At 70.6% G+C, this 18,660-nt stretch carries 18 protein-coding genes and 1 pseudogene; 14 read left to right on the forward strand and 5 right to left on the reverse strand.

What is annotated here, in order from left to right:
• Position 1 precedes the first annotated feature (1 nt).
• Positions 2-3,541 carry a DNA polymerase III subunit alpha gene (gene dnaE / locus AB0D34_RS16640; RefSeq protein WP_362662104.1) on the forward strand — a complete coding sequence of 1,180 codons (3,540 nt, stop codon included), beginning with the start codon at positions 2-4 and terminating at the stop codon, positions 3,539-3,541.
• Positions 3,542-3,619: 78 nt separating this feature from the next.
• Here dnaE and AB0D34_RS16645 read toward each other — a convergent pair whose 3' ends face one another.
• Entirely contained in the window at positions 3,620-3,784 is a 165-nt protein-coding gene (locus tag AB0D34_RS16645; protein WP_362662106.1) for a hypothetical protein, read from the reverse strand.
• Positions 3,785-4,015: 231 nt separating this feature from the next.
• Here AB0D34_RS16645 and AB0D34_RS16650 point away from each other — a divergent pair, with 231 nt between their 5' ends.
• The 4 genes from AB0D34_RS16650 to AB0D34_RS16665 all read left to right on the forward strand — a co-directional run bounded on the left by AB0D34_RS16650 (position 4,016) and on the right by AB0D34_RS16665 (position 7,935).
• Entirely contained in the window at positions 4,016-5,227 is a 1,212-nt protein-coding gene (locus AB0D34_RS16650; RefSeq protein ID WP_362662108.1) for an NYN domain-containing protein, read from the forward strand.
• Between the two features lie 120 nt (positions 5,228-5,347).
• Positions 5,348-6,322 (forward strand): ABC transporter ATP-binding protein, encoded by a 975-nt coding sequence (locus AB0D34_RS16655; protein WP_362662110.1) that lies wholly within the window; start codon positions 5,348-5,350, stop codon positions 6,320-6,322.
• A gap of 73 nt (positions 6,323-6,395) precedes the next feature.
• On the forward strand, positions 6,396-7,217 hold the full coding sequence (locus AB0D34_RS16660) for an ABC transporter permease (RefSeq protein ID WP_362662112.1): 822 nt from the start codon (positions 6,396-6,398) through the stop codon (positions 7,215-7,217).
• Positions 7,218-7,251: 34 nt separating this feature from the next.
• A complete protein-coding gene (locus tag AB0D34_RS16665; RefSeq protein WP_362662113.1) occupies positions 7,252-7,935 on the forward strand; it encodes an AAA family ATPase in 684 nt (227 codons plus the stop codon).
• Between the two features lie 440 nt (positions 7,936-8,375).
• Here AB0D34_RS16665 and ybaK read toward each other — a convergent pair whose 3' ends face one another.
• From ybaK to AB0D34_RS16685, 4 genes are all read right to left on the reverse strand, one after another.
• Complete coding sequence (gene ybaK / locus AB0D34_RS16670) at positions 8,376-8,879, reverse strand: Cys-tRNA(Pro) deacylase (protein WP_362662115.1); 504 nt, start codon at positions 8,877-8,879, stop codon at positions 8,376-8,378.
• 17 nt (positions 8,880-8,896) lie between these two features.
• On the reverse strand, positions 8,897-9,637 hold the full coding sequence (locus AB0D34_RS16675; RefSeq protein ID WP_362662117.1) for an LON peptidase substrate-binding domain-containing protein: 741 nt from the start codon (positions 9,635-9,637) through the stop codon (positions 8,897-8,899).
• 11 nt (positions 9,638-9,648) lie between these two features.
• Positions 9,649-10,659 (reverse strand): hypothetical protein, encoded by a 1,011-nt coding sequence (locus AB0D34_RS16680; protein ID WP_362662119.1) that lies wholly within the window; start codon positions 10,657-10,659, stop codon positions 9,649-9,651.
• A 164-nt stretch (positions 10,660-10,823) separates the two neighbouring features.
• Positions 10,824-12,401: an oxidoreductase gene (locus tag AB0D34_RS16685; RefSeq protein ID WP_362662121.1), complete on the reverse strand. Its 1,578-nt coding sequence runs from the start codon at positions 12,399-12,401 to the stop codon at positions 10,824-10,826.
• A gap of 158 nt (positions 12,402-12,559) precedes the next feature.
• Between AB0D34_RS16685 and hisD the strand changes: the two genes are divergently transcribed.
• The 9 genes and pseudogenes from hisD to AB0D34_RS16730 form a co-directional block, all read left to right on the forward strand.
• The gene (gene hisD, locus AB0D34_RS16690) at positions 12,560-13,885 is read left to right on the forward strand and encodes a histidinol dehydrogenase (RefSeq protein ID WP_362662123.1); all 1,326 of its coding nucleotides are present in this window, start codon (positions 12,560-12,562) and stop codon (positions 13,883-13,885) included.
• Positions 13,861-14,997: a histidinol-phosphate transaminase gene (locus AB0D34_RS16695; protein ID WP_362662125.1), complete on the forward strand. Its 1,137-nt coding sequence runs from the start codon at positions 13,861-13,863 to the stop codon at positions 14,995-14,997. The genes hisD and AB0D34_RS16695 overlap by 25 nt, the downstream gene beginning before the upstream one ends.
• A complete protein-coding gene (hisB, locus tag AB0D34_RS16700) occupies positions 14,994-15,587 on the forward strand; it encodes an imidazoleglycerol-phosphate dehydratase HisB (protein ID WP_362662127.1) in 594 nt (197 codons plus the stop codon). The genes AB0D34_RS16695 and hisB overlap by 4 nt, the downstream gene beginning before the upstream one ends.
• Positions 15,584-15,748, forward strand: a complete 165-nt coding sequence (locus tag AB0D34_RS16705; protein WP_362662129.1) for a hypothetical protein — start codon at positions 15,584-15,586, stop codon at positions 15,746-15,748. Before hisB ends, AB0D34_RS16705 begins: the two co-directional genes overlap by 4 nt.
• Positions 15,745-16,386: an imidazole glycerol phosphate synthase subunit HisH gene (gene hisH, locus AB0D34_RS16710; protein WP_362662131.1), complete on the forward strand. Its 642-nt coding sequence runs from the start codon at positions 15,745-15,747 to the stop codon at positions 16,384-16,386. The genes AB0D34_RS16705 and hisH overlap by 4 nt, the downstream gene beginning before the upstream one ends.
• Positions 16,386-17,114: a bifunctional 1-(5-phosphoribosyl)-5-((5-phosphoribosylamino)methylideneamino)imidazole-4-carboxamide isomerase/phosphoribosylanthranilate isomerase PriA gene (priA, locus tag AB0D34_RS16715; protein WP_362662133.1), complete on the forward strand. Its 729-nt coding sequence runs from the start codon at positions 16,386-16,388 to the stop codon at positions 17,112-17,114. Before hisH ends, priA begins: the two co-directional genes overlap by 1 nt.
• A complete protein-coding gene (locus AB0D34_RS16720; RefSeq protein ID WP_362662135.1) occupies positions 17,111-17,509 on the forward strand; it encodes a RidA family protein in 399 nt (132 codons plus the stop codon). Before priA ends, AB0D34_RS16720 begins: the two co-directional genes overlap by 4 nt.
• Positions 17,506-18,261 carry an imidazole glycerol phosphate synthase subunit HisF gene (gene hisF, locus AB0D34_RS16725; RefSeq protein ID WP_362662137.1) on the forward strand — a complete coding sequence of 252 codons (756 nt, stop codon included), beginning with the start codon at positions 17,506-17,508 and terminating at the stop codon, positions 18,259-18,261. Before AB0D34_RS16720 ends, hisF begins: the two co-directional genes overlap by 4 nt.
• Before the next feature lie 9 nt (positions 18,262-18,270).
• Positions 18,271-18,573: pseudogene (locus AB0D34_RS16730) on the forward strand (transcriptional regulator); the annotation flags it as partial.
• Positions 18,574-18,660 lie beyond the last annotated feature (87 nt).

Here is an 18,660-nt window from a genome sequence, read left to right on the forward strand (position 1 = left end):
CGTGTCAAAGCCGCCGTTCACGCACCTGCACGTCCACACCCAGTACTCCCTGCTGGACGGTGCCGCGCGGCTCAAGGACATGTTCAACGCGTGCAACGAGATGGGCATGACCCACATCGCCATGTCCGACCACGGCAACCTGCACGGGGCGTACGACTTCTTCCACACCGCGAAGAAGGCCGGGGTCACCCCGATCATCGGGATCGAGGCGTATGTCGCGCCCGAGTCCCGGCGCAACAAGCGCAAGATCCAGTGGGGCCAGCCGCACCAGAAGCGGGACGACGTCTCCGGTTCCGGTGGTTACACCCACAAGACGATGTGGGCCGTGAACAAGACCGGCCTGCACAATCTCTTCAAGCTCTCCTCGGACGCGTACGCCGAGGGCTGGCTGCAGAAGTGGCCCCGGATGGACAAGGAGACGATCTCCCAGTGGTCCGAGGGGATCGTCGCCTCCACCGGCTGCCCGTCCGGCGAGCTCCAGACCCGGCTGCGCCTGGGCCAGTACGACGAGGCCCTGAAGGCGGCGGCCGACTACCAGGACATCTTCGGCAAGGACCGCTACTTCCTGGAGCTGATGGACCACGGCATCGAGATCGAGCACCGGGTCCGTGACGGCCTCCTGGAGATCGGCAAGAAGCTCGGCATCCCCCCGCTGGTCACCAACGACTCGCACTACACGTACGCGCACGAGGCGACCGCCCACGACGCCCTGCTGTGCATCCAGACCGGCAAGAACCTCTCCGACCCGGACCGCTTCAAGTTCGACGGCACCGGCTACTACCTGAAGTCCACGGAGGAGATGTACGCCGTCGACTCCTCGGACGCCTGGCAGGAGGGCTGCGCCAACACCCTCCTGGTCGCCGAGATGGTCGACACCTCCGGCATGTTCGAGGCCAAGAACCTCATGCCGAAGTTCGACATCCCCGACGGCTACACCGAGGTCACCTGGTTCAAGGAGGAGGTCCGCCGCGGCATGGAGCGCCGCTTCCCCGGCGGCATCCCCGACGACCGCCAGAAGCAGGCCGACTACGAGATGGACGTCATCATCCAGATGGGGTTCCCGGGGTACTTCCTCGTGGTCGCCGACTTCATCATGTGGGCCAAGAACAACGGCATCGCGGTGGGCCCCGGCCGAGGCTCCGCGGCCGGTTCGATCGTCGCGTACGCCATGGGCATCACCGACCTCGACCCGATCCCGCACGGCCTGATCTTCGAGCGGTTCCTCAACCCCGAGCGTGTCTCCATGCCCGATGTCGACATCGACTTCGACGAGCGTCGGCGCGTCGAGGTGATCAGGTACGTGACGGAGAAGTACGGCGCCGACAAGGTCGCCATGATCGGCACCTACGGCAAGATCAAGGCCAAGAACGCGATCAAGGACTCCGCGCGCGTGCTGGGCTACCCGTACGCGATGGGCGACCGGCTCACCAAGGCGATGCCCGCCGACGTCCTCGGCAAGGGCATCGACCTGAACGGCATCACCGACCCCTCGCACCCGCGCTACAGCGAGGCCGGCGAGATCCGCGGGATGTACGAGAACGAACCGGACGTCAAGAAGGTCATCGACACCGCCAAGGGCGTCGAGGGCCTGGTCCGGCAGATGGGTGTGCACGCGGCCGGCGTGATCATGTCCAGCGAGCCCATCGTGGACCACGCCCCGATCTGGGTGCGGCACACCGACGGCGTGACCATCACGCAGTGGGACTACCCGCAGTGCGAGTCGCTCGGCCTGCTGAAGATGGACTTCCTCGGCCTGCGCAACCTCACGATCATGGACGACGCCATCAAGATGGTGAAGGCCAACAAGGGCATCGACCTGGAGATGCTCGCCCTCCCACTGGACGACCCCAAGACCTTCGAACTGCTCTGCCGCGGTGACACCCTCGGGGTCTTCCAGTTCGACGGCGGCCCCATGCGCTCGCTGCTGCGCCAGATGCAGCCCGACAACTTCGAGGACATCTCCGCCGTCTCGGCCCTGTACCGACCGGGCCCGATGGGCATGAACTCGCACATCAACTACGCGGAGCGCAAGAACGGCCGCCAGGAGATCACCCCGATCCACAAGGAGCTGGAGGAGCCGCTCCAGGAGGTCCTCGCGGTCACCTACGGCCTGATCGTGTACCAGGAGCAGGTGCAGAAGGCCGCCCAGATCATCGCCGGGTACTCGCTCGGCGAGGCCGACATCCTGCGCCGCGTGATGGGCAAGAAGAAGCCCGACGAACTGGCGAAGAACTTCACCATCTTCCAGGCCGGCGCCCAGAAGAACGGCTACAGCGACGAGGCCATCCAGGCCCTGTGGGACGTCCTGGTCCCCTTCGCCGGCTACGCCTTCAACAAGGCCCACTCCGCCGCGTACGGACTGGTCTCCTACTGGACCGCGTACCTCAAGGCCAACTACCCGGCCGAGTACATGGCCGCGCTGCTCACCTCGGTCAAGGACGACAAGGACAAGTCGGCGGTCTACCTCAACGAGTGCCGGCGCATGAAGATCAAGGTCCTCCCGCCGAACGTCAACGAGTCGGAGCACAACTTCGCCGCCCAGGGCGACGACGTGATCCTCTTCGGCCTCGAAGCGGTGCGCAACGTCGGTACCAACGTGGTCGAGTCGATCATCCGCAGCCGCAAGGCCAAGGGGAAGTACGCCTCCTTCCCCGACTACCTCGACAAGGTCGAGGCGGTCGCCTGCAACAAGCGCACCACCGAGTCGCTGATCAAGGCGGGCGCGTTCGACACCATGGGCCACACCCGCAAGGGCCTCACCGCGCACTTCGACTCGATGATCGACAACGTGGTCGCGGTCAAGCGCAAGGAGGCCGAGGGCCAGTTCGACCTCTTCGGCGGGATGGGCGAGGAGGACACCAGCGAGCCCGGCTTCGGACTCGACGTGGAGTTCACCACCGACGAGTGGGACAAGACCTATCTGCTCGCCCAGGAGCGGGAGATGCTCGGTCTGTACGTCTCCGACCACCCGCTCTTCGGCCTGGAGCACGTGCTGTCCGACAAGGCCGACGCGGGCATCGCCCAGCTGACCGGCGGCGAGCACTCCGACGGGGCCGTGGTGACCATCGGCGGCATCATCTCGGGGCTCCAGCGCAAGATGACCAAGCAGGGCAACGCCTGGGCCATCGCCACTGTCGAGGACCTCGCCGGTTCCATCGAGTGCATGTTCTTCCCGGCGACCTACCAGCTGGTGTCGACCCAACTCGTCGAGGACGCCGTGGTGTTCGTCAAGGGCCGCCTCGACAAGCGCGAGGACGTGCCCCGCCTTGTCGCGATGGAGCTCCAGGTCCCCGACCTGTCCAACGCGGGCACCAACGCGCCGGTCGTCCTCACCATCCCGGCGCTCAAGGTCACTCCGCCGATGGTCAGCAGGCTCGGTGAGATCCTCAGCCACCACAAGGGCGAGAGCGAGGTCCGCATCAGGCTCCAGGGACCCAGCAAGACCACGGTCCTGCGCCTCGACCGGCACCGGGTGAAGCCGGATCCGGCGCTCTTCGGCGACTTGAAGGTGCTGCTCGGACCGTCCTGCCTGGCGGGCTGACAGATGTGAGCAAGGGGCGCACCCGCAACCGGGTGCGCCCCTCTTTGTGCCTGGGTCTCAACAACCCTTATGCAGATGTCAGTTGTGACCGAAGCTCTTCTGCCGGCCCTTGCGGGCGACATCGCTGGGAGTCACCTGCGTGGCACGCTGCTCGACCTGCGCCTCCATCGAGGACTGCTGGGCCTCCTGCTGGCCACGCTCGGACTGCGGCTGCTTACGGTTCTGCTTCTTGTTCTTGGCCATGGTGATCTGCCTCCTGAGGGTGATCTAGGGGCCAGGGCCGGGACCAGATTCACATAAGCTGACAAGAGGCGCATTTCGGATAATTACCGTGTGTGACAGGGAATGTCGCCGGGCGATGCCCCGAAACGCCACGCCGAAGATCGAGTTCGGGCCGTTAACCCCCGCGTCGTCGGGCAGACTCGAAGCAAGCCCGAAGCCCGAAGCAAACCTCCCGGAAAGAGGGTGGATCGCGTGGACCGCTGCATCGTCCTGGTGGACGCCGGGTATCTGCTGGGGGCCGCCGCGAGCCTCCTCGCCGGGGAGCCCTCGCGGTCCCGCATCACGGTCGACCACGCCGCCCTGGTCCAGGGCCTGCGCGACCGGGCCGAGTCCGACACGGAACGCCCGCTGCTGCGCATCTACTGGTTCGACGGCGCCCCCGACCGTGTCCCGCAGCCCGAGCACCGCAGGCTGCGCGTGATGCCCCGGGTCACCGTCCGGCTCGGCGCCCTGACCCGCAGCGACGGACGCTGGGCCCAGAAGGGCGTGGACGCCGCCATGCACGCCGAGCTCACCGAGCTGGCCCGCAACCGCGCCTGCTCCGACGTCGTGCTCGTCACCGGCGACGGGGATCTGCTGCCGGGCATGATGGCCGCCAAGGAGCACGGGGTAGCCGTACACCTGTGGGCCGTGCAGGCCGCCGACGGGGACTACAACCAGTCCGAGGACCTGGTCGCCGAGGCGGACGAGCGGCGCGTCCTCGACCGTACGTGGATCACCAAGGCCGTACGGGCGAAGGACCTCGGCGGGGTCTGCGCGCCGCCGCCCGTGCCGCGGCCGGAGATCGCCGCGATCCTCTCGGCGCCGCTGCCCGAGTCCGCGCCCGCCCCCGAGCGGACCGCGGAGGAGGACGAGCACACCCAGGCGGCCGCCTCGGAGAACGGCACCCAGGAGCGGGCGCCGGCGCCCAAGGGGGTGCCCACGCCCAAGGACCTGGCCGCGCTGCGGGCGCCCGGTTCCCATCCCGCCCCGCATCCGGCGAGCGCGACCCTCAGGTGGTCCTCCGACAAGGGCTGGGTCGACCGGCCCGGCGGTGCCGCCGAACCGCCCGAGGTCGCCTCCATGCCGACGCTCGCCCAGCTGACCACCGCCGAGCAGCGCTGGGCCGACCGGGAGGAGGACATCACCACGGTCGGCGGGGACCCCTTCGAGGTGGGCCAGGTCTTCGCGCGGCGCTGGATGGAACGGCTCGGGGACCAGGGGCATCTGCAGAAGCTGTCCGGGATGTATCCGCGGGTGCCGCACCGCATCGACGGGGAGCTGCTGCGGTACGCGGCCCGTTTCGGGCTGCTCGCGCACAAGGACGACCAGATCGACGAGCACGACCGCTATGCGATCCGGGCCGGGTTCTGGCGCGAGATCGACGCGCGGACGACCGCGGAACACGCGCCCGCCGGTGAGTGAGTATTGCGGCGTATTTCGGTATGAGAGCCGCCCCGGGAACGGCGGAGCGTTCCCGACCCCGTAGTCTCGTCCCTTGTGAGTACGCGCGCGGCACAGGCACTTCGACACGGTGGTGATGTCGTGTGTGCGGTGCGCGGGCTGACCAAGACCTATCCGGCGGTACGCGGGCGGCGCGGGGCGCCGGGAACACCCGAGGTGCGGGCCACCGACGACGTACGCCTCGACATCCGGCGGGGTGAGATCTTCGGGCTGCTCGGGCCGAACGGCGCCGGGAAGACCACCCTCGTACGGCAGCTGACCGGGCTGATGCGGCCCGACCGCGGCAGTGTCGAGATCCTCGGGCACGACATCGTGCGCCACCCCGACCGCGCCTCCCGCATCCTCGCCTACCTCGGCCAGGAGTCCACCGCCCTCGACGAACTGACCGTCTCGCTCGCCGCCGAGACCACCGGGCGGCTCCGTGGCCTGGAGGCCAGGCAGGCGCGGGCCGAGCGGGACGCCGTACTCGACGAGCTGGGGCTCACGCCCCTCGCCGCGCGGCCGATCAAGAAACTGTCCGGAGGGCAGCGGCGGCTGGCGTGCTTCGCGTCGGCGCTCGTCGGGGAGCGGCCTCTGCTCGTGCTCGACGAGCCGACCACCGCGATGGACCCCGTGGCGCGGCGCGCGGTGTGGTCCGCCGTGGACCGGAGGCGGGCCGAGCGGGGGACCACCGTCCTTCTCGTCACCCACAACGTCATCGAGGCGGAGACCGTGCTGGACCGGGTCGCCGTCCTCGACCAGGGGCGGGTCATCGCCTGCGACACGCCTTCCGGACTCAAGGAACAGGTCGCCGGGGAGGTCCGCGTCGACCTCGTGTGGCGTGAGGCGGCTCCGCTGCACGTGCCCGAGGTCGCCGCGCTCCAGGACCGCGCGGTGGCCGCCGGGCGCCGCTGGACGCTGCGGCTGGCCCCCGACGAGGCCCGCGCGGTCGTCGCCACCGTCACCGGCGGGGCCGCCTTCGCCGCCCTCGACGACTTCACGCTCGCCACGCCCAGCCTGGAGGACGTGTACCTCGCGCTGGGCGGGGCCGCACAGCAGGGGCTGGTGAAGGCGTGAGCACATTGAGTACGCGGACGGCCGTATCCGTACGTCACAGGGCGACCGCCGGAGCGAAGAGGAGCAGAGCCACGTGAGTGTCGTACCCGCCGAGGCTCTGCCGGGCGCCCTGGCCGTCGAGGAGACGGGCCGGGAGGCGGCCGCCGAGCTCGGACCCCGCGCGCGGCTGTGGCCGTCGCTGGTGGCCGTGTACCGGGCACAGCTGTCCCGCGCGCGGGTCGCCCGCATCCCGCTGCTGTTCGTGGCGACCTTCCAGTCCGTCGGGATCATGATCCTGATGCGGGGGGTCGTGGACGGCGGGGGCGAGGCGCAGTCCGTCGTCGCGGGGTCTTCGGTGCTTGTTGTGGCCTTCGTCGCGCTGAATCTGCTCGCGCAGTACTTCGGGCAGCTGCGAGCGAGCGGTGGGCTCGACCACTACGCCACGCTGCCGGTGCCGCCGGCCGCCGTCGTGCTGGGCGCCGCGGGGGCGTACGCCTCCTTCACCGTGCCCGGGACCGTGGTGACCGCGGTGTTCGGGTGTGTGCTGTTCGGGCTGCCGCTGGCGCATCTGTGGGTGCTGGTGGCGGTGATCCCGCTGGCGGGGGCCGCTCTTGCGGGGCTCGGCGCGGCTCTCGGACTGCTCGCGCCGCGACCGGAACTGGCCACCTTGCTCGGACAGCTCGGCATGTCCGCCGCGCTGCTGCTCGGGGTGCTGCCCGCCGACCGGATGCCCGAGGCGGTGCGGTTCGCGCGGGATCTGCTGCCTTCGACCTACGGCGTCGAGGCCTTCGCACGGACCTTCGGGCCGCATCCCGACTGGGCGTTCGTGCTCGGTGACCTCGCCGTCTGCGGGTGCGTGGGCGTGGTCTCGCTGGCCGTCGCCACCTGGGCCTATCGTCGGGCGGCCGTCCGGTGACGCGCCGCACAGGCGGGCCTGGCACGATGTCAGGGTGACCGCACCATTGACTCCTCCTCCGCCGCCCCACGAACCCTCCGCGTCCTCGCACGACGTGTGGCAGGCCCCGCACGTCGGGTACGCGGCTCCCGCCGAAGCCTCGTACGGGCAGGGTGGGCCCGGGATGAAGACCGAGCTGATCGAGGCCGCGGTGATCACGGTGGCCGTGGCGGTCGGCGGGGTGCTGCTGGGGGCGCTGTGGTGGTGGCTGGCGCCGCATGTGCCGCTGGTCGGGGATGTGGACGCGTCGGGGAACTGGGTCGTCTATCTCAAGGACACCGAGGGGGAGCAGGCGGTGGGGGTGGACGGGACGTTCACCCTGCTGGCGCTCGCCCTTGGCGTTGTGAGCGCGCTCGGCGTGTTTCTGTGGCGGCGGCGGGGTGGTGTGCCGCTGGTGGTGGGGCTGGCCGTCGGGGGGCTGCTGGGGTCGCTGCTCGCGTGGCGGATGGGGATATGGCTGGGGCCGTCGTCCGATGTGCTCGCCCATGCGAAGTCGGTGGGCAAGGGGGTGACGTTCTCCGCGCCGCTGAAGCTGGGGGCGAAGGGGGCGTTGCTGGCCTGGTCGCTCGCGGGACTGGTGGTGCATCTGGGGCTTACGGCGTTGTTCGGGCCTCGGGATTTTGAGCCTGGGTACGGGGCGCCGGTTCCTCGGGACGGGTACGGGGCGCCTGTGCAGTAAGGGGTGTTTCTTCGCCCCCGCCGCCCCTACCCGTCCCATCCCCAGGGGCGCTGCCCCTTCGACCCCGTTCCTGGGGGCTGCGCCCCCAGACCTCCATCGGCCCTGAAGGGGCCTCTTCCTCAAGCGCCGGACGGGCTGAGACGCGCGGACCGGTGGTCAAAGGGGAAGCCCAGGGGTTGGGTGGGGGTTCGGGACGGTGAGCGCCTTGTCCTCAAGCGCCGGACGGGCTGAGACGCGCGGACCGGCGGTCAAAGGGGAAGCCCAGGGGTTGGGTGGGGGTTCGGGACGGTGAGCGCCTCGGCCTCAAGCGCCGGACGGGCTGAACTACGCCGGGCGGCTGCCGTGGTTCGAGCGGCCCTTCTTCGTGCGCCACTTTCGCTTGCGTGTTTTCTTCGACATGCCCTTTCTGATTAGTCGAGGAAGGGGATTCCGTCGAGGGGTCACGCGCGGGCGATGGGTGCCAGGATCGCGTTCGTGAGGTGGGCCAGGTCGGTGGGGGCCAGTTCCACCTCGAGGCCTCGGCGGCCGGCCGAGACGCAGATCGTGGGGTGGGCGGAGGACGAGGCGTCCAGGACCGTGGGGAGCTTCTTGCGCTGGCCGAGGGGGGAGATGCCGCCGCGGACGTAGCCCGTGGTGCGTTCGGCGAGGGTCGGGTCGGCCATCGTCGCGCGTTTGCCGCCCGCGGCCGTCGCCAGGGCCTTGAGGTCCAGTGAGCCCGCCACCGGGACCACCGCCACCGTCAGCGCGCCGTCCACGTCCGCCACGAGGGTCTTGAAGACGCGTTCCGGGGAGACCCCCATCGCCTCGGCCGCCTCCTCGCCGTAGGAGGGGTGGGCGGGGTCGTGGTCGTAGGCGTGGACCGTGAAGGGCACGCCTGCCGTGGTCAGGGCCACCGTCGCCGGGGTGCCTGCGGACTGCTGCTGCTTCTTCGCCTTCTTCGGCATCTGGCGCTTCCCCGGCCTCAGTTCAGACTCGTCGGGCCGAGCGTCAGCTCGGACGCCGGCAGCGACGGAAGGTTACGGATGATCGACGTCTCCGCGCGCAGGAGCTTCAGTTCGTCACGGAGGCGGGACGCGGTGTCGGGGGCCTGGAGGAGGCGCTGTTTCGTGGGGGTGTCCAGCATCATCGCCGCCGCCACCAGGTAGGAGACCACCGACGGTTCGTCCGGGAGATCCGCGCCGGAGGACAAGGAGCGTTCCCGCGCTCCCGCCAGGCGCTTCTGGTACTGGCGGAAGGCCCGCAGCACCCCTTCCGCGAGCGCCCCGGACCCGTCGCCCGTCTCCTCGGGCAGCTCAGCCAGTTCGGCCGTCAGATACGGACCCGAACTGTCGACGGACAGCAGACGGACCCGGGTCGTGCCGGTCGCCAGGACCTCGAAGGTGCCGTCCGCCCGCTCCCGTACCGTCGCCGCGTCGGCCACACAGCCGACCGCGTGGAACGCCTTGAGCGGGTCGTCCCCGAACCCGGCCGCGGGGCCGCGCTCGGCCACGGTCGTCCGGTCCGGCATGCCGGGGGCGCTGGGCGCCACCTCGTGGCCGTCGCGGATCGCCACGACGGCGAAACGGCGCGGCTCCTCCTCGGGGGTCTTCAGCAGTTCGCGCATCATGGCGCGATAGCGCTCCTCGAAGACGTTGAGAGGAAGCACGAGCCCCGGGAAAAGCACCGAGTTCAGGGGGAAGAGCGGGAGCCGCACACTGGTCACGGCGCCAAAGCCTAATGGCCCCCGGAGCGGACACGTCCCCCGTGCTCACTCCGTGGATGGATCAGGGCATGCCGCCGGACCTCCTCGCGGGCCTCCAGGAACCGGCCCAGCGGGTCCTCCGACTCCCGGCTCCACGGGAACGAGGTCGCGTACGGGCCGATCATGCGCAGCTGCTCCAGGGCGTCCGTCCAGCGGCCGAGGCGCACCAGGACGTACACGAGCTTGTTGCGGATCTCGGCGGGCCACGGGTCGGCCGCCGCGAAGGTGACGGACAGCTCGATCGCCCGGTCGGCGGCCGCGTCCAGCCGCTCGCGCGACACCGCCGTACCGGCACCCTCGGTCAGACAGGCGAGGGCCGCCCGCGCGGGCAGCGCCTGGATGAGGGAGCCGGCCGGGGCATCCTGTGCGGCCCGGTCGGCGAAGTCGAAGCACTCGCGGTACGAGCCGCGCCAGGAGGTCGCCAGATAGCGCAGGGCGGCGACATGGCAGCCGTAGTGGAGCGGGGCGCGCCTGAGGGCCGCCTCCCAGAGCTCCCCGAAGTAGGTGTGCCCGGCCTGTGAGCCGCGCGCGTGGTCCAGCGCGATCCGCCACGGCACCGGGTCGCGGTCCTCCCCGCGCGCGGCCGCCGTGATCAGGGGGCTCACCTCGCGCAGCAGCTCCGCCCGGGCCGGTGAGTCCCAGGCCCGGTCCACCGCGAGCTGGGCACCGAGGAGCAGCTGGTCCGGGTCGGACGGGGCCTGGGCGCGCCAGGCGTCGTACCACTCGGGGCGGGAGCGGGCGAAGGCGGAGAGCCGCCGGACGTACCGGTCGCGCAGCTCCCAGGCGGCGTCCTCGCGGGTCGCGGCGAGCAGCTCGGCCGCGCGCCCGTGGGCGCCCTGTCCGGCCGCGACCAGCGCGGGCCCGAGCCGGTCGTCGGGCGCGTCGAGCAGTACCTCGTCGTCGGCGGGAAGTCCGCCGGTGAGGTACGGGGGCATCCGCGACGCGCGGATGAAGGGGGGCAGCAGAGCCATGGTGTCGACCATTGAAAGTCGGGCGGTCGGGGCAGCGCCAGTGCGCACGTGCAACTCATGGAAAGTTGTACGCCACAAAGTCAAGGGAGATTAAAAAGGTGACCGTTGAACAACATCCTGAACAGCGGTCTCACCGGTCCCTCCCAGGGCCCTGCCGATTCCTCCACAGGGCCCCGCTAACCGCGCCGCAACAGTCGCGTGGCCCCCGCCGCCACCGTGGTCGCCAGGATCCAGCCGAGGAGGATCATCGCCGCCGCCAGCCACTGCCAGCCGCCGCGCAGCTGCCAGAAACCGACCTGCCCCAGATCGATCACCGGAAGCAGCAGGTCCAGGGCGAAGAGGGCCGGGTTCCACTCCGGATGCTCGCCCCGCTTGACCGGTGGATGACTCGCGTGTGCGAACGCCAGCGTCCCCGCCGCCCACAGCACCGCCATCCATACGGCGGCCCGGCCCGGCCGGTACCCGTAGGCGACCGTCCAGTCCTGCACGTATCCCCACAGCTTGGCGGCCAGCGGCAGGCTCTCACGGCGTCGGCGCTGCTTGGCGAGGAGCACCTCGCGCGCGTCCTCGTCCTCGCCGCCGGTCCGCAGCACGGCGGCGAGCCTCTCGTACGGCTCCGGGTTGTACTCGGCGGTCGCCGCCGCCACCCACTCCAGCCGCTCGGCCAGCGGGAAGGGGCCGTGCGGCACGAGGTTCTCGTAGACGAAACCGCCCATGTGCAGATTGCCGGGGCCCGGCCAGGCGCTCGCCCGGTCCACGAGGTTGCCGACCCGCGCCCCCGACAGGACCACCTTGCCGCGCTGCGGCTTCTCGCCCAGGAACCGCAACTCCGGTGCCTGGACTCGGCGCAGCGACAGCTCCTGGTCGTCGGTGAAGGTGAAACGGGCCCGCTCCAGGTCGACGGCGTCCCCGAACCGCCCGTCGTCCAGGCGGACCCCGCCCTGGCACTCGAAACGCTGGATGCGCGTCCCGCGCGCGGGGGTCGCCCCGCTCAGCATGGAGGCACCGACGCCCGCCGGGGTCAGGTACAGCGTGCGCTCGACGGTCAGCTGCGGGGCGTTCAGCGCGAGCCTGGTGTACGGGTTGGTCAGCCGGGCGCCGCGCAGGCTCAGCGAGACGCCGATGGTGGCGCTGCGCAGGCTCAGCTCGCCGTGCGACTCGAGCAGCTCGGCCTGGAGGTCCTGGCCCACGGTCATGCCGTCGGCGGCGATCGAGCGGCCGCTGCGGTCGCGGTAGACGATGGCCTGGTTCATCAGCAGGTCCGTGCCGATGTGCGCGTCGGTCAGCCGTACGCCGTTGTGGAAGCGGCAGCGGGGCAGGTGCAGATCGCCCTCCGTGTGCACCCGGGCGGCCTCCAGGCGCGGCACCGAGCAGTCCACGAACCGCGCGGTGGTGAAGCGGGCCTCCGGCAGCAGGATCTCCCGCTCGAAACGGCAGCCCTTCATCTCCAGGTACGGCACCACCGTGCCGCCCGCGAGGTCCAGCGTGCCGCTGATCTGCACACCGGTGAGCTTCAGGGACGACACCCGGCCCGCGAGCGCGGGCGGACCGTCCAGGAGCAGCCAGCAGACGATACGCGCGCGTACCGTGCGCTCGGGGCCCCACGGATGCCCGCCGTGCGGATCGTCGACGACGGTGTCGCCGCTGCTCAGGTCGTACACGGTGCCGTTGCGGAAGGCCTGCCACATGCCGGCCTCGGCGGCGGTCAGATCGTCCGGCAGGTCTCCGTCGCGGATACCGGCCCCCTCGGTCACGGTTCTTCCAGCTCCTTGCGGCTCGTGGGATTCGTACAACCGTTCATGCCCGTTGAGTAACCCCTCGAACGCTAGACGTGAAGGGGATCTTCCGGGTTGCGTATCAGCCATTGGAATGCGCGAACGGCCGCCGACGAGGGTCTGAGAGAATTGGGAACGTGATCTCCCGAATCGATCTGCGCGGCGACGCCCTCCCCGAGGGCCCCGCCCTGCGCGACCTGCTGCCCCGAGCCGACTTCGACGTCTCGGCCGCCCTGGAGAAGGTGCGTCCGATCTGCGAGGCCGTGCATCATCGGGGTGACGCGGCGCTGATCGACTTCGCCGAGAAGTTCGACGGGGTGCGGCTGGACCGGGTGCGGGTGCCCGAGGAGGCGTTGGACAAGGCGCTCCAAGAGCTCGACCCGGCCGTGCGCGCGGCCCTGGAGGAGTCCATCCGGCGCGCCCGTCTCGTCCACCGCGAGCAGCGCCGTACGACGCACACGACCCAGGTCGTGCCGGGCGGCTCGGTCACCGAGAAGTGGGTGCCGGTCGACCGCGTCGGGCTGTACGCGCCCGGCGGCCGGTCCGTCTACCCGTCCTCCGTGATCATGAACGTGGTGCCGGCGCAGGAGGCCGGTGTCGAGTCGATCGCCCTGGCCTCGCCCGCCCAGGCCGAGTTCGGCGGGCTCCCGCACCCGACGATCCTCGCCGCCTGCGCGCTGCTCGGCGTCGACGAGGTCTACGCCGCCGGTGGCGCGACCGCCGTCGCGATGTTCGCGTACGGCACCGAGTCCTGCCCGCCCGCCGACATGGTCACCGGCCCCGGCAACATCTGGGTCGCCGCCGCCAAGCGCTACTTCACCGGCAGGATCGGCATCGACGCGGAGGCGGGCCCGACCGAGATCGCGGTCCTGGCGGACTCCTCCGCCGACCCGGTGCACGTGGCGTCGGACCTGATCAGCCAGGCCGAGCACGACCCGCTGGCCGCCGCCGTCCTGGTCACCGACTCCGTCGAGCTGGCGGACGCGGTCGAGAAGGAGCTGGAGCCGCAGGTCGCCGCCACCAAGCACATCGAGGACCGGATCCGCCCGGCCCTCGCCGGCCGGCAGTCCGCGATCGTCCTCGTCGACGGCATCGAGGAAGGCCTCAGGGTCGTCAACGCGTACGGCGCCGAGCACCTGGAGATCCAGACGGCCGACGCCGCCGCGGTGGCCGACCGGGTCCGCAACGCGGGCGCGATCTTCATCGGCCCCTGGGCGCCGGTCTCGCTCGGTGACTACGCCGCCGGGTCCAACCACGTGCTCCCGACCGGCGGATGCGCCTGCCACTCCTCCGGGCTGTCCGTGCAGTCGTTCCTGCGCGGCATCCACATCGTCGACTACACGAAGGACGCGCTCGCCGAGATCGCGCGGCACGTGGTCACGCTGGCGGAGGCGGAGGACCTGCCCGCACACGGCGCGGCGATCAAGGCCCGGTTCGAATGGAAGGTTCCCGAGAGCAAGTGACCGGCATCGACGATCTCCCCGTACGGGACGAGCTGCGCGGCAAGTCCCCCTACGGCGCGCCCCAGTTGGACGTCCCCGTACGGCTGAACACCAACGAGAACCCCTACCGGCTGCCCGAGCCGCTGGTCGACCGCATCACCGAGCGCGTCCGCGAGGCCGCCCGCGACCTCAACCGCTACCCGGACCGGGACGCGGTCGAGTTGCGCACCCAGCTCGCCAAGTACCTCACGGACACCTCGGGGCACGAGGTGGGCCTGGCCAACGTCTGGGCGGCCAACGGCTCCAACGAGGTCATCCAGCAGCTGTTGCAGACCTTCGGCGGACCGGGCCGTACGGCGATCGGTTTCGAGCCGTCGTACTCGATGCACGGCCTGATCGCGCGGGGCACCGGCACGGGCTGGATCTCGGGTCCCCGGAACGAGGACTTCACCATCGACGTCGAGGCGGCCGTACAGGCGATCGCCTCGCACAAGCCGGACGTCGTCTTCGTCACCACCCCCAACAACCCCACCGGCAACGCGGTCCCGCCGGAGACGGTCCTCGCGCTGTTCGAGGCCGCGCAGGCGGCGAAGCCGTCCATGGTCGTGGTCGACGAGGCGTACATCGAGTTCAGCCACGGGCACTCGCTCCTGCCGCTCATCGAGGGGCGGCCGAACCTCGTCATCTCGCGGACGATGTCGAAGGCGTTCGGGGCGGCGGGCCTGCGCCTCGGCTACCTCGCCGCGCACCCGGCGGTCGTGGACGCCGTACAGCTCGTACGGCTGCCCTACCACCTGTCGGCCGTCACGCAGGCGACCGCCCTCGCGGCCCTGGAGCACACCGACACGCTGCTCAAGTACGTCGAGCAGCTGAAGGCCGAGCGGGACCGGCTGGTGAGCGAGCTGCGCGCGATCGGCTTCGAGGTCGTGGAGTCGGACGCGAACTTCGTGCAGTTCGGCCGGTTCGAGGGCTCCGGAGGCTCGCACGCGGCCTGGCAGAAGATCCTCGACCAGGGTGTCCTGGTCCGGGACAACGGCATTCCGGGGTGGCTGCGGGTGTCCGCCGGAACCCCGGAGGAGAACGACGCGTTCCTCGACGCAGTACGTGAACTGAAGAAGGAGCAGAGCGCATGAGCCGCGTTGGACGTGTGGAACGGGTGACCAAGGAGACCTCGGTGCTCGTCGAGATCGATCTCGACGGCAGCGGAAAGGTCGACGTGTCGACAGGAGTCGGCTTCTACGACCACATGCTCGACCAGCTCGGCCGGCACGGTCTGTTCGACCTGACCGTGAAGACCGAGGGCGACCTGCACATCGACTCGCACCACACCATCGAGGACACCGCCCTCGCGCTCGGCGCCGCCTTCAAGAAGGCGCTCGGCGACAAGGTGGGGATCTACCGCTTCGGCAACTGCACGGTCCCGCTGGACGAGTCCCTCGCCCAGGTCACCGTCGACCTGTCAGGGCGTCCCTACCTCGTGCACACCGAGCCAGAGAAGATGGCGCCGATGATCGGCGAGTACGACACCACGATGACCCGGCACATCTTGGAGTCCTTCGTCGCCCAGGCGCAGATCGCCCTGCACGTGCACGTGCCGTATGGCCGTAACGCCCACCACATCGTGGAGTGCCAGTTCAAGGCGCTCGCCCGGGCCCTGAGGTACGCCTCCGAGCGCGACCCGCGCGCGGCGGGCATCCTCCCCTCCACGAAGGGCGCGCTGTGAACGGCCTGTCGACCCTCCTGATCGTCGTCGGCCTCTTCCTGGTCGGCGGCATCTACTCCTTCGTCAAGCAGAAGATGCCCAAGGGCCTCATCGTGCTGCTCTCCATCGCCGCCGGGATGTGTCTGGTCGCCGGCGTCGTGAGGCTGGAGGTGTGGAATTGAGCGGCTCCAAGCAAGTGGTCGTCTTCGACTACGGCTTCGGCAACGTGAGGTCCGCCGAGCGTGCCCTCGCGCGCGCGGGGGCCGAGGTCGAGATAACGCGTGACTACGACAAGGCCATGAACGCCGACGGCCTGCTGGTGCCGGGCGTCGGTGCCTTCGCCGCCTGCATGAAGGGGCTGCGCGAGGCCCGCGGCGAGTGGATCATCGACCGCAGGCTGGCCGGCGGGCGCCCGGTGATGGGCATCTGCGTCGGCATGCAGATCCTCTTCGCCCGCGGCATCGAGCACGGCGTGGAGTCCGAGGGCCTCGACGAGTGGCCCGGCTCGGTCGAGCCGTTGCAGGCCGACATCGTGCCCCACATGGGCTGGAACACCGTCGACGCGCCCGCCGACTCCCAGCTCTTCGCCGGCCTGGACGCGGACGCCCGGTTCTACTTCGTGCACTCCTACGCCGTCCACGACTGGTCGCTGGAGACGCTCAACAAGACGATGGCCGCGCCCAAGGTCACCTGGTCGACGCACGGCAAGCCCTTCGTGGCCGCCGTGGAGAACGGCGCCCTGTGGGCCACGCAGTTCCACCCCGAGAAGTCCGGCGACGCCGGTGCGCAGCTGCTGACCAACTGGATCGGAACCCTCTGATGCCTTCCAAGCTCGAACTCCTCCCCGCCGTCGACGTCCGCGACGGCCAGGCGGTCCGTCTCGTGCACGGCGAGTCCGGCACGGAGACCTCGTACGGCTCCCCCCTGGAGGCCGCCCTGTCCTGGCAGCGGGCGGGCGCCGAGTGGCTGCACCTGGTCGACCTGGACGCGGCCTTCGGCACCGGCGACAACCGGGAGCTGGTCCGCCAGGTCACCGAGGCGATGGACATCAAGGTCGAGCTGTCCGGCGGCATCCGCGACGACGCCTCCCTGGCGGCCGCGCTCGCCACCGGCTGCACCCGCGTGAACCTCGGCACGGCCGCCCTGGAGAGCCCCGAGTGGGTCGCCAAGGTCATCGCCGAGCACGGCGACAAGATCGCGGTGGGCCTCGACGTACGCGGTACGACCCTCAAGGGCCGCGGCTGGACCAGCGAGGGCGGCGACCTGTACGAGGCCCTTGAGCGGCTCGACAAGGAGGGCTGCGCCCGGTACGTCGTCACCGACATCGCCAAGGACGGCACGCTCCAGGGCCCGAACCTGGAGCTGCTGAAGAACGTCTGCGCGGCGACCGACCGCCCGGTGGTGGCCTCCGGTGGCGTGTCCTCGCTGGCCGACCTGCGGGCCATCGCCGAGCTGGTACCCCTCGGTGTCGAGGGCTCCATCGTCGGGAAGGCCCTGTACGCGAAGGCGTTCACCCTGGAAGAGGCCTTGGAGGCGGTGGCTCAGTGAGCGACGTACGACGCGTCACGACGGGCGCGCCCTGGGAGGAGACCTTCGGGTACTCCCGTGCGGTGGAGTTGCCCAACGGCCTGGTGCTGGTCTCCGGCTGCACCTCGGTGGTGGACGGTCAGATCGTCGCGGGCGACCCGTACGAGCAGACCGTCAACTCCTTCAACGTCGCGTTCGCGGCGCTGGAGCAGCTGGGTCTGGGCCGGGACGACGTGGTGCGCACCCGCCTGTACATCACCCACGCGCGGGACGTCGACGAGGTGGGACGCGCTCACAAGGAGCTCTTCGACATCGTCCGGCCCGCCGCGTCCCTGATCATCGTCTCCGGCTTCGTGGACCCCAGCCTGGTCGTCGAGGTCGAGGTGGAGGCGTTCCGAGGAGTGTCCGCAGCATGACCCTCGCCGTACGAGTCATCCCCTGCCTGGACGTGGACAACGGCCGGGTCGTCAAGGGTGTCAACTTCCAGAACCTGCGCGACGCGGGCGATCCCGTCGAGATGGCCAAGGTGTACGACGCCGAGGGCGCCGACGAGCTGACCTTCCTGGACATCACCGCCTCGTCGGGTGACCGCGAGACGACGTACGACGTGGTGCGCCGCACCGCCGAGCAGGTGTTCATCCCGCTCACGGTCGGCGGCGGCGTCCGCACGGCCGAGGACGTGGACAAGCTGCTGCGGGCTGGCGCGGACAAGGTGGGCGTGAACACGGCGGCCATCGCCCGTCCCGACCTGATCCGCGAGATCGCCGAGCGGTTCGGCCGACAGGTGCTGGTGCTGTCGGTGGACGCGCGGCGCACCGAGTCGGGGTCCTTCGAGGTGACCACGCACGGCGGCCGCAAGGGCACCGGCATCGACGCGGTCGAGTGGGCGCACCGGGCCGCCGAGCTGGGCGCCGGTGAGATCCTGCTCAACTCGATGGACGCGGACGGCACCAAGGACGGCTACGACCTCGAGATGATCGAGGCGGTCCGCAAGCACGTGACGGTGCCTCTGATCGCCTCCGGCGGCGCGGGCAGCCTGGACCACTTCCCGCCGGCCATCGGGGCGGGGGCGGACGCGGTGCTGGCGGCGTCGGTGTTCCACTTCGGGGATCTGCGGATCGGCGAGGTCAAGGAGACGTTGCGGGGGGCGGGGCACCCCGTTCGCTGAAGCCACCCGCTGCGGACGCAGCTCTACCGGGGGCTGTGCGTGGCCCGGGTCGCCACCGCCTCGCACCTCGCCGACCAGGTCGACGAGGCCGTCTCGCTGGTCGGCTACCGCCTGCGCAAACTCGCCGAGCACGGGCTGATCGAGGAGGCGCAGCCGCAGAGCGGGGACGGCCGGGAGCGCTGGTGGCAGCCGTCGTCGCAGGGCGTGAGCATCCGCGACAAGGACTTCCGGGACGCGCCGGAGCGGGCGGCGGCGCACCTGGCCGCCACCTGGCTGTTCCACGAGCAGCGCGCTGACATGGACCGCCGCTACTTCGCCCCGCTGAGCATGCCGCCGGACGGCCGCGGCCGTCGGGGAGGGAGGCACCGGGCCGGTCTTCGTCGCCAGCGCGTCGGTGTG

It is taken from the genome of Streptomyces sp. NPDC048420, assembly GCF_040651535.1.
In the GTDB taxonomy this organism is placed as follows: Bacteria; Actinomycetota; Actinomycetes; order Streptomycetales; family Streptomycetaceae; genus Streptomyces.

Excerpts from the sequence above, each read along its gene's own strand:
- priA (WP_362662133.1), top strand. The coding sequence starts at position 16,386 with ATGCCTTCCAAGCTCGAACTCCTCCCCGCCGTCGACGTCCGCGACGGC.
- hisB (WP_362662127.1), top strand. The coding sequence starts at position 14,994 with ATGAGCCGCGTTGGACGTGTGGAACGGGTGACCAAGGAGACCTCGGTG.
- AB0D34_RS16695 (WP_362662125.1), top strand. The coding sequence starts at position 13,861 with ATGGAAGGTTCCCGAGAGCAAGTGACCGGCATCGACGATCTCCCCGTA.
- AB0D34_RS16680 (WP_362662119.1), bottom strand. The coding sequence starts at position 10,659 with ATGGTCGACACCATGGCTCTGCTGCCCCCCTTCATCCGCGCGTCGCGG.
- AB0D34_RS16645 (WP_362662106.1), bottom strand. The coding sequence starts at position 3,784 with ATGGCCAAGAACAAGAAGCAGAACCGTAAGCAGCCGCAGTCCGAGCGT.
- ybaK (WP_362662115.1), bottom strand. The coding sequence starts at position 8,879 with ATGCCGAAGAAGGCGAAGAAGCAGCAGCAGTCCGCAGGCACCCCGGCG.
- hisF (WP_362662137.1), top strand. The coding sequence starts at position 17,506 with ATGACCCTCGCCGTACGAGTCATCCCCTGCCTGGACGTGGACAACGGC.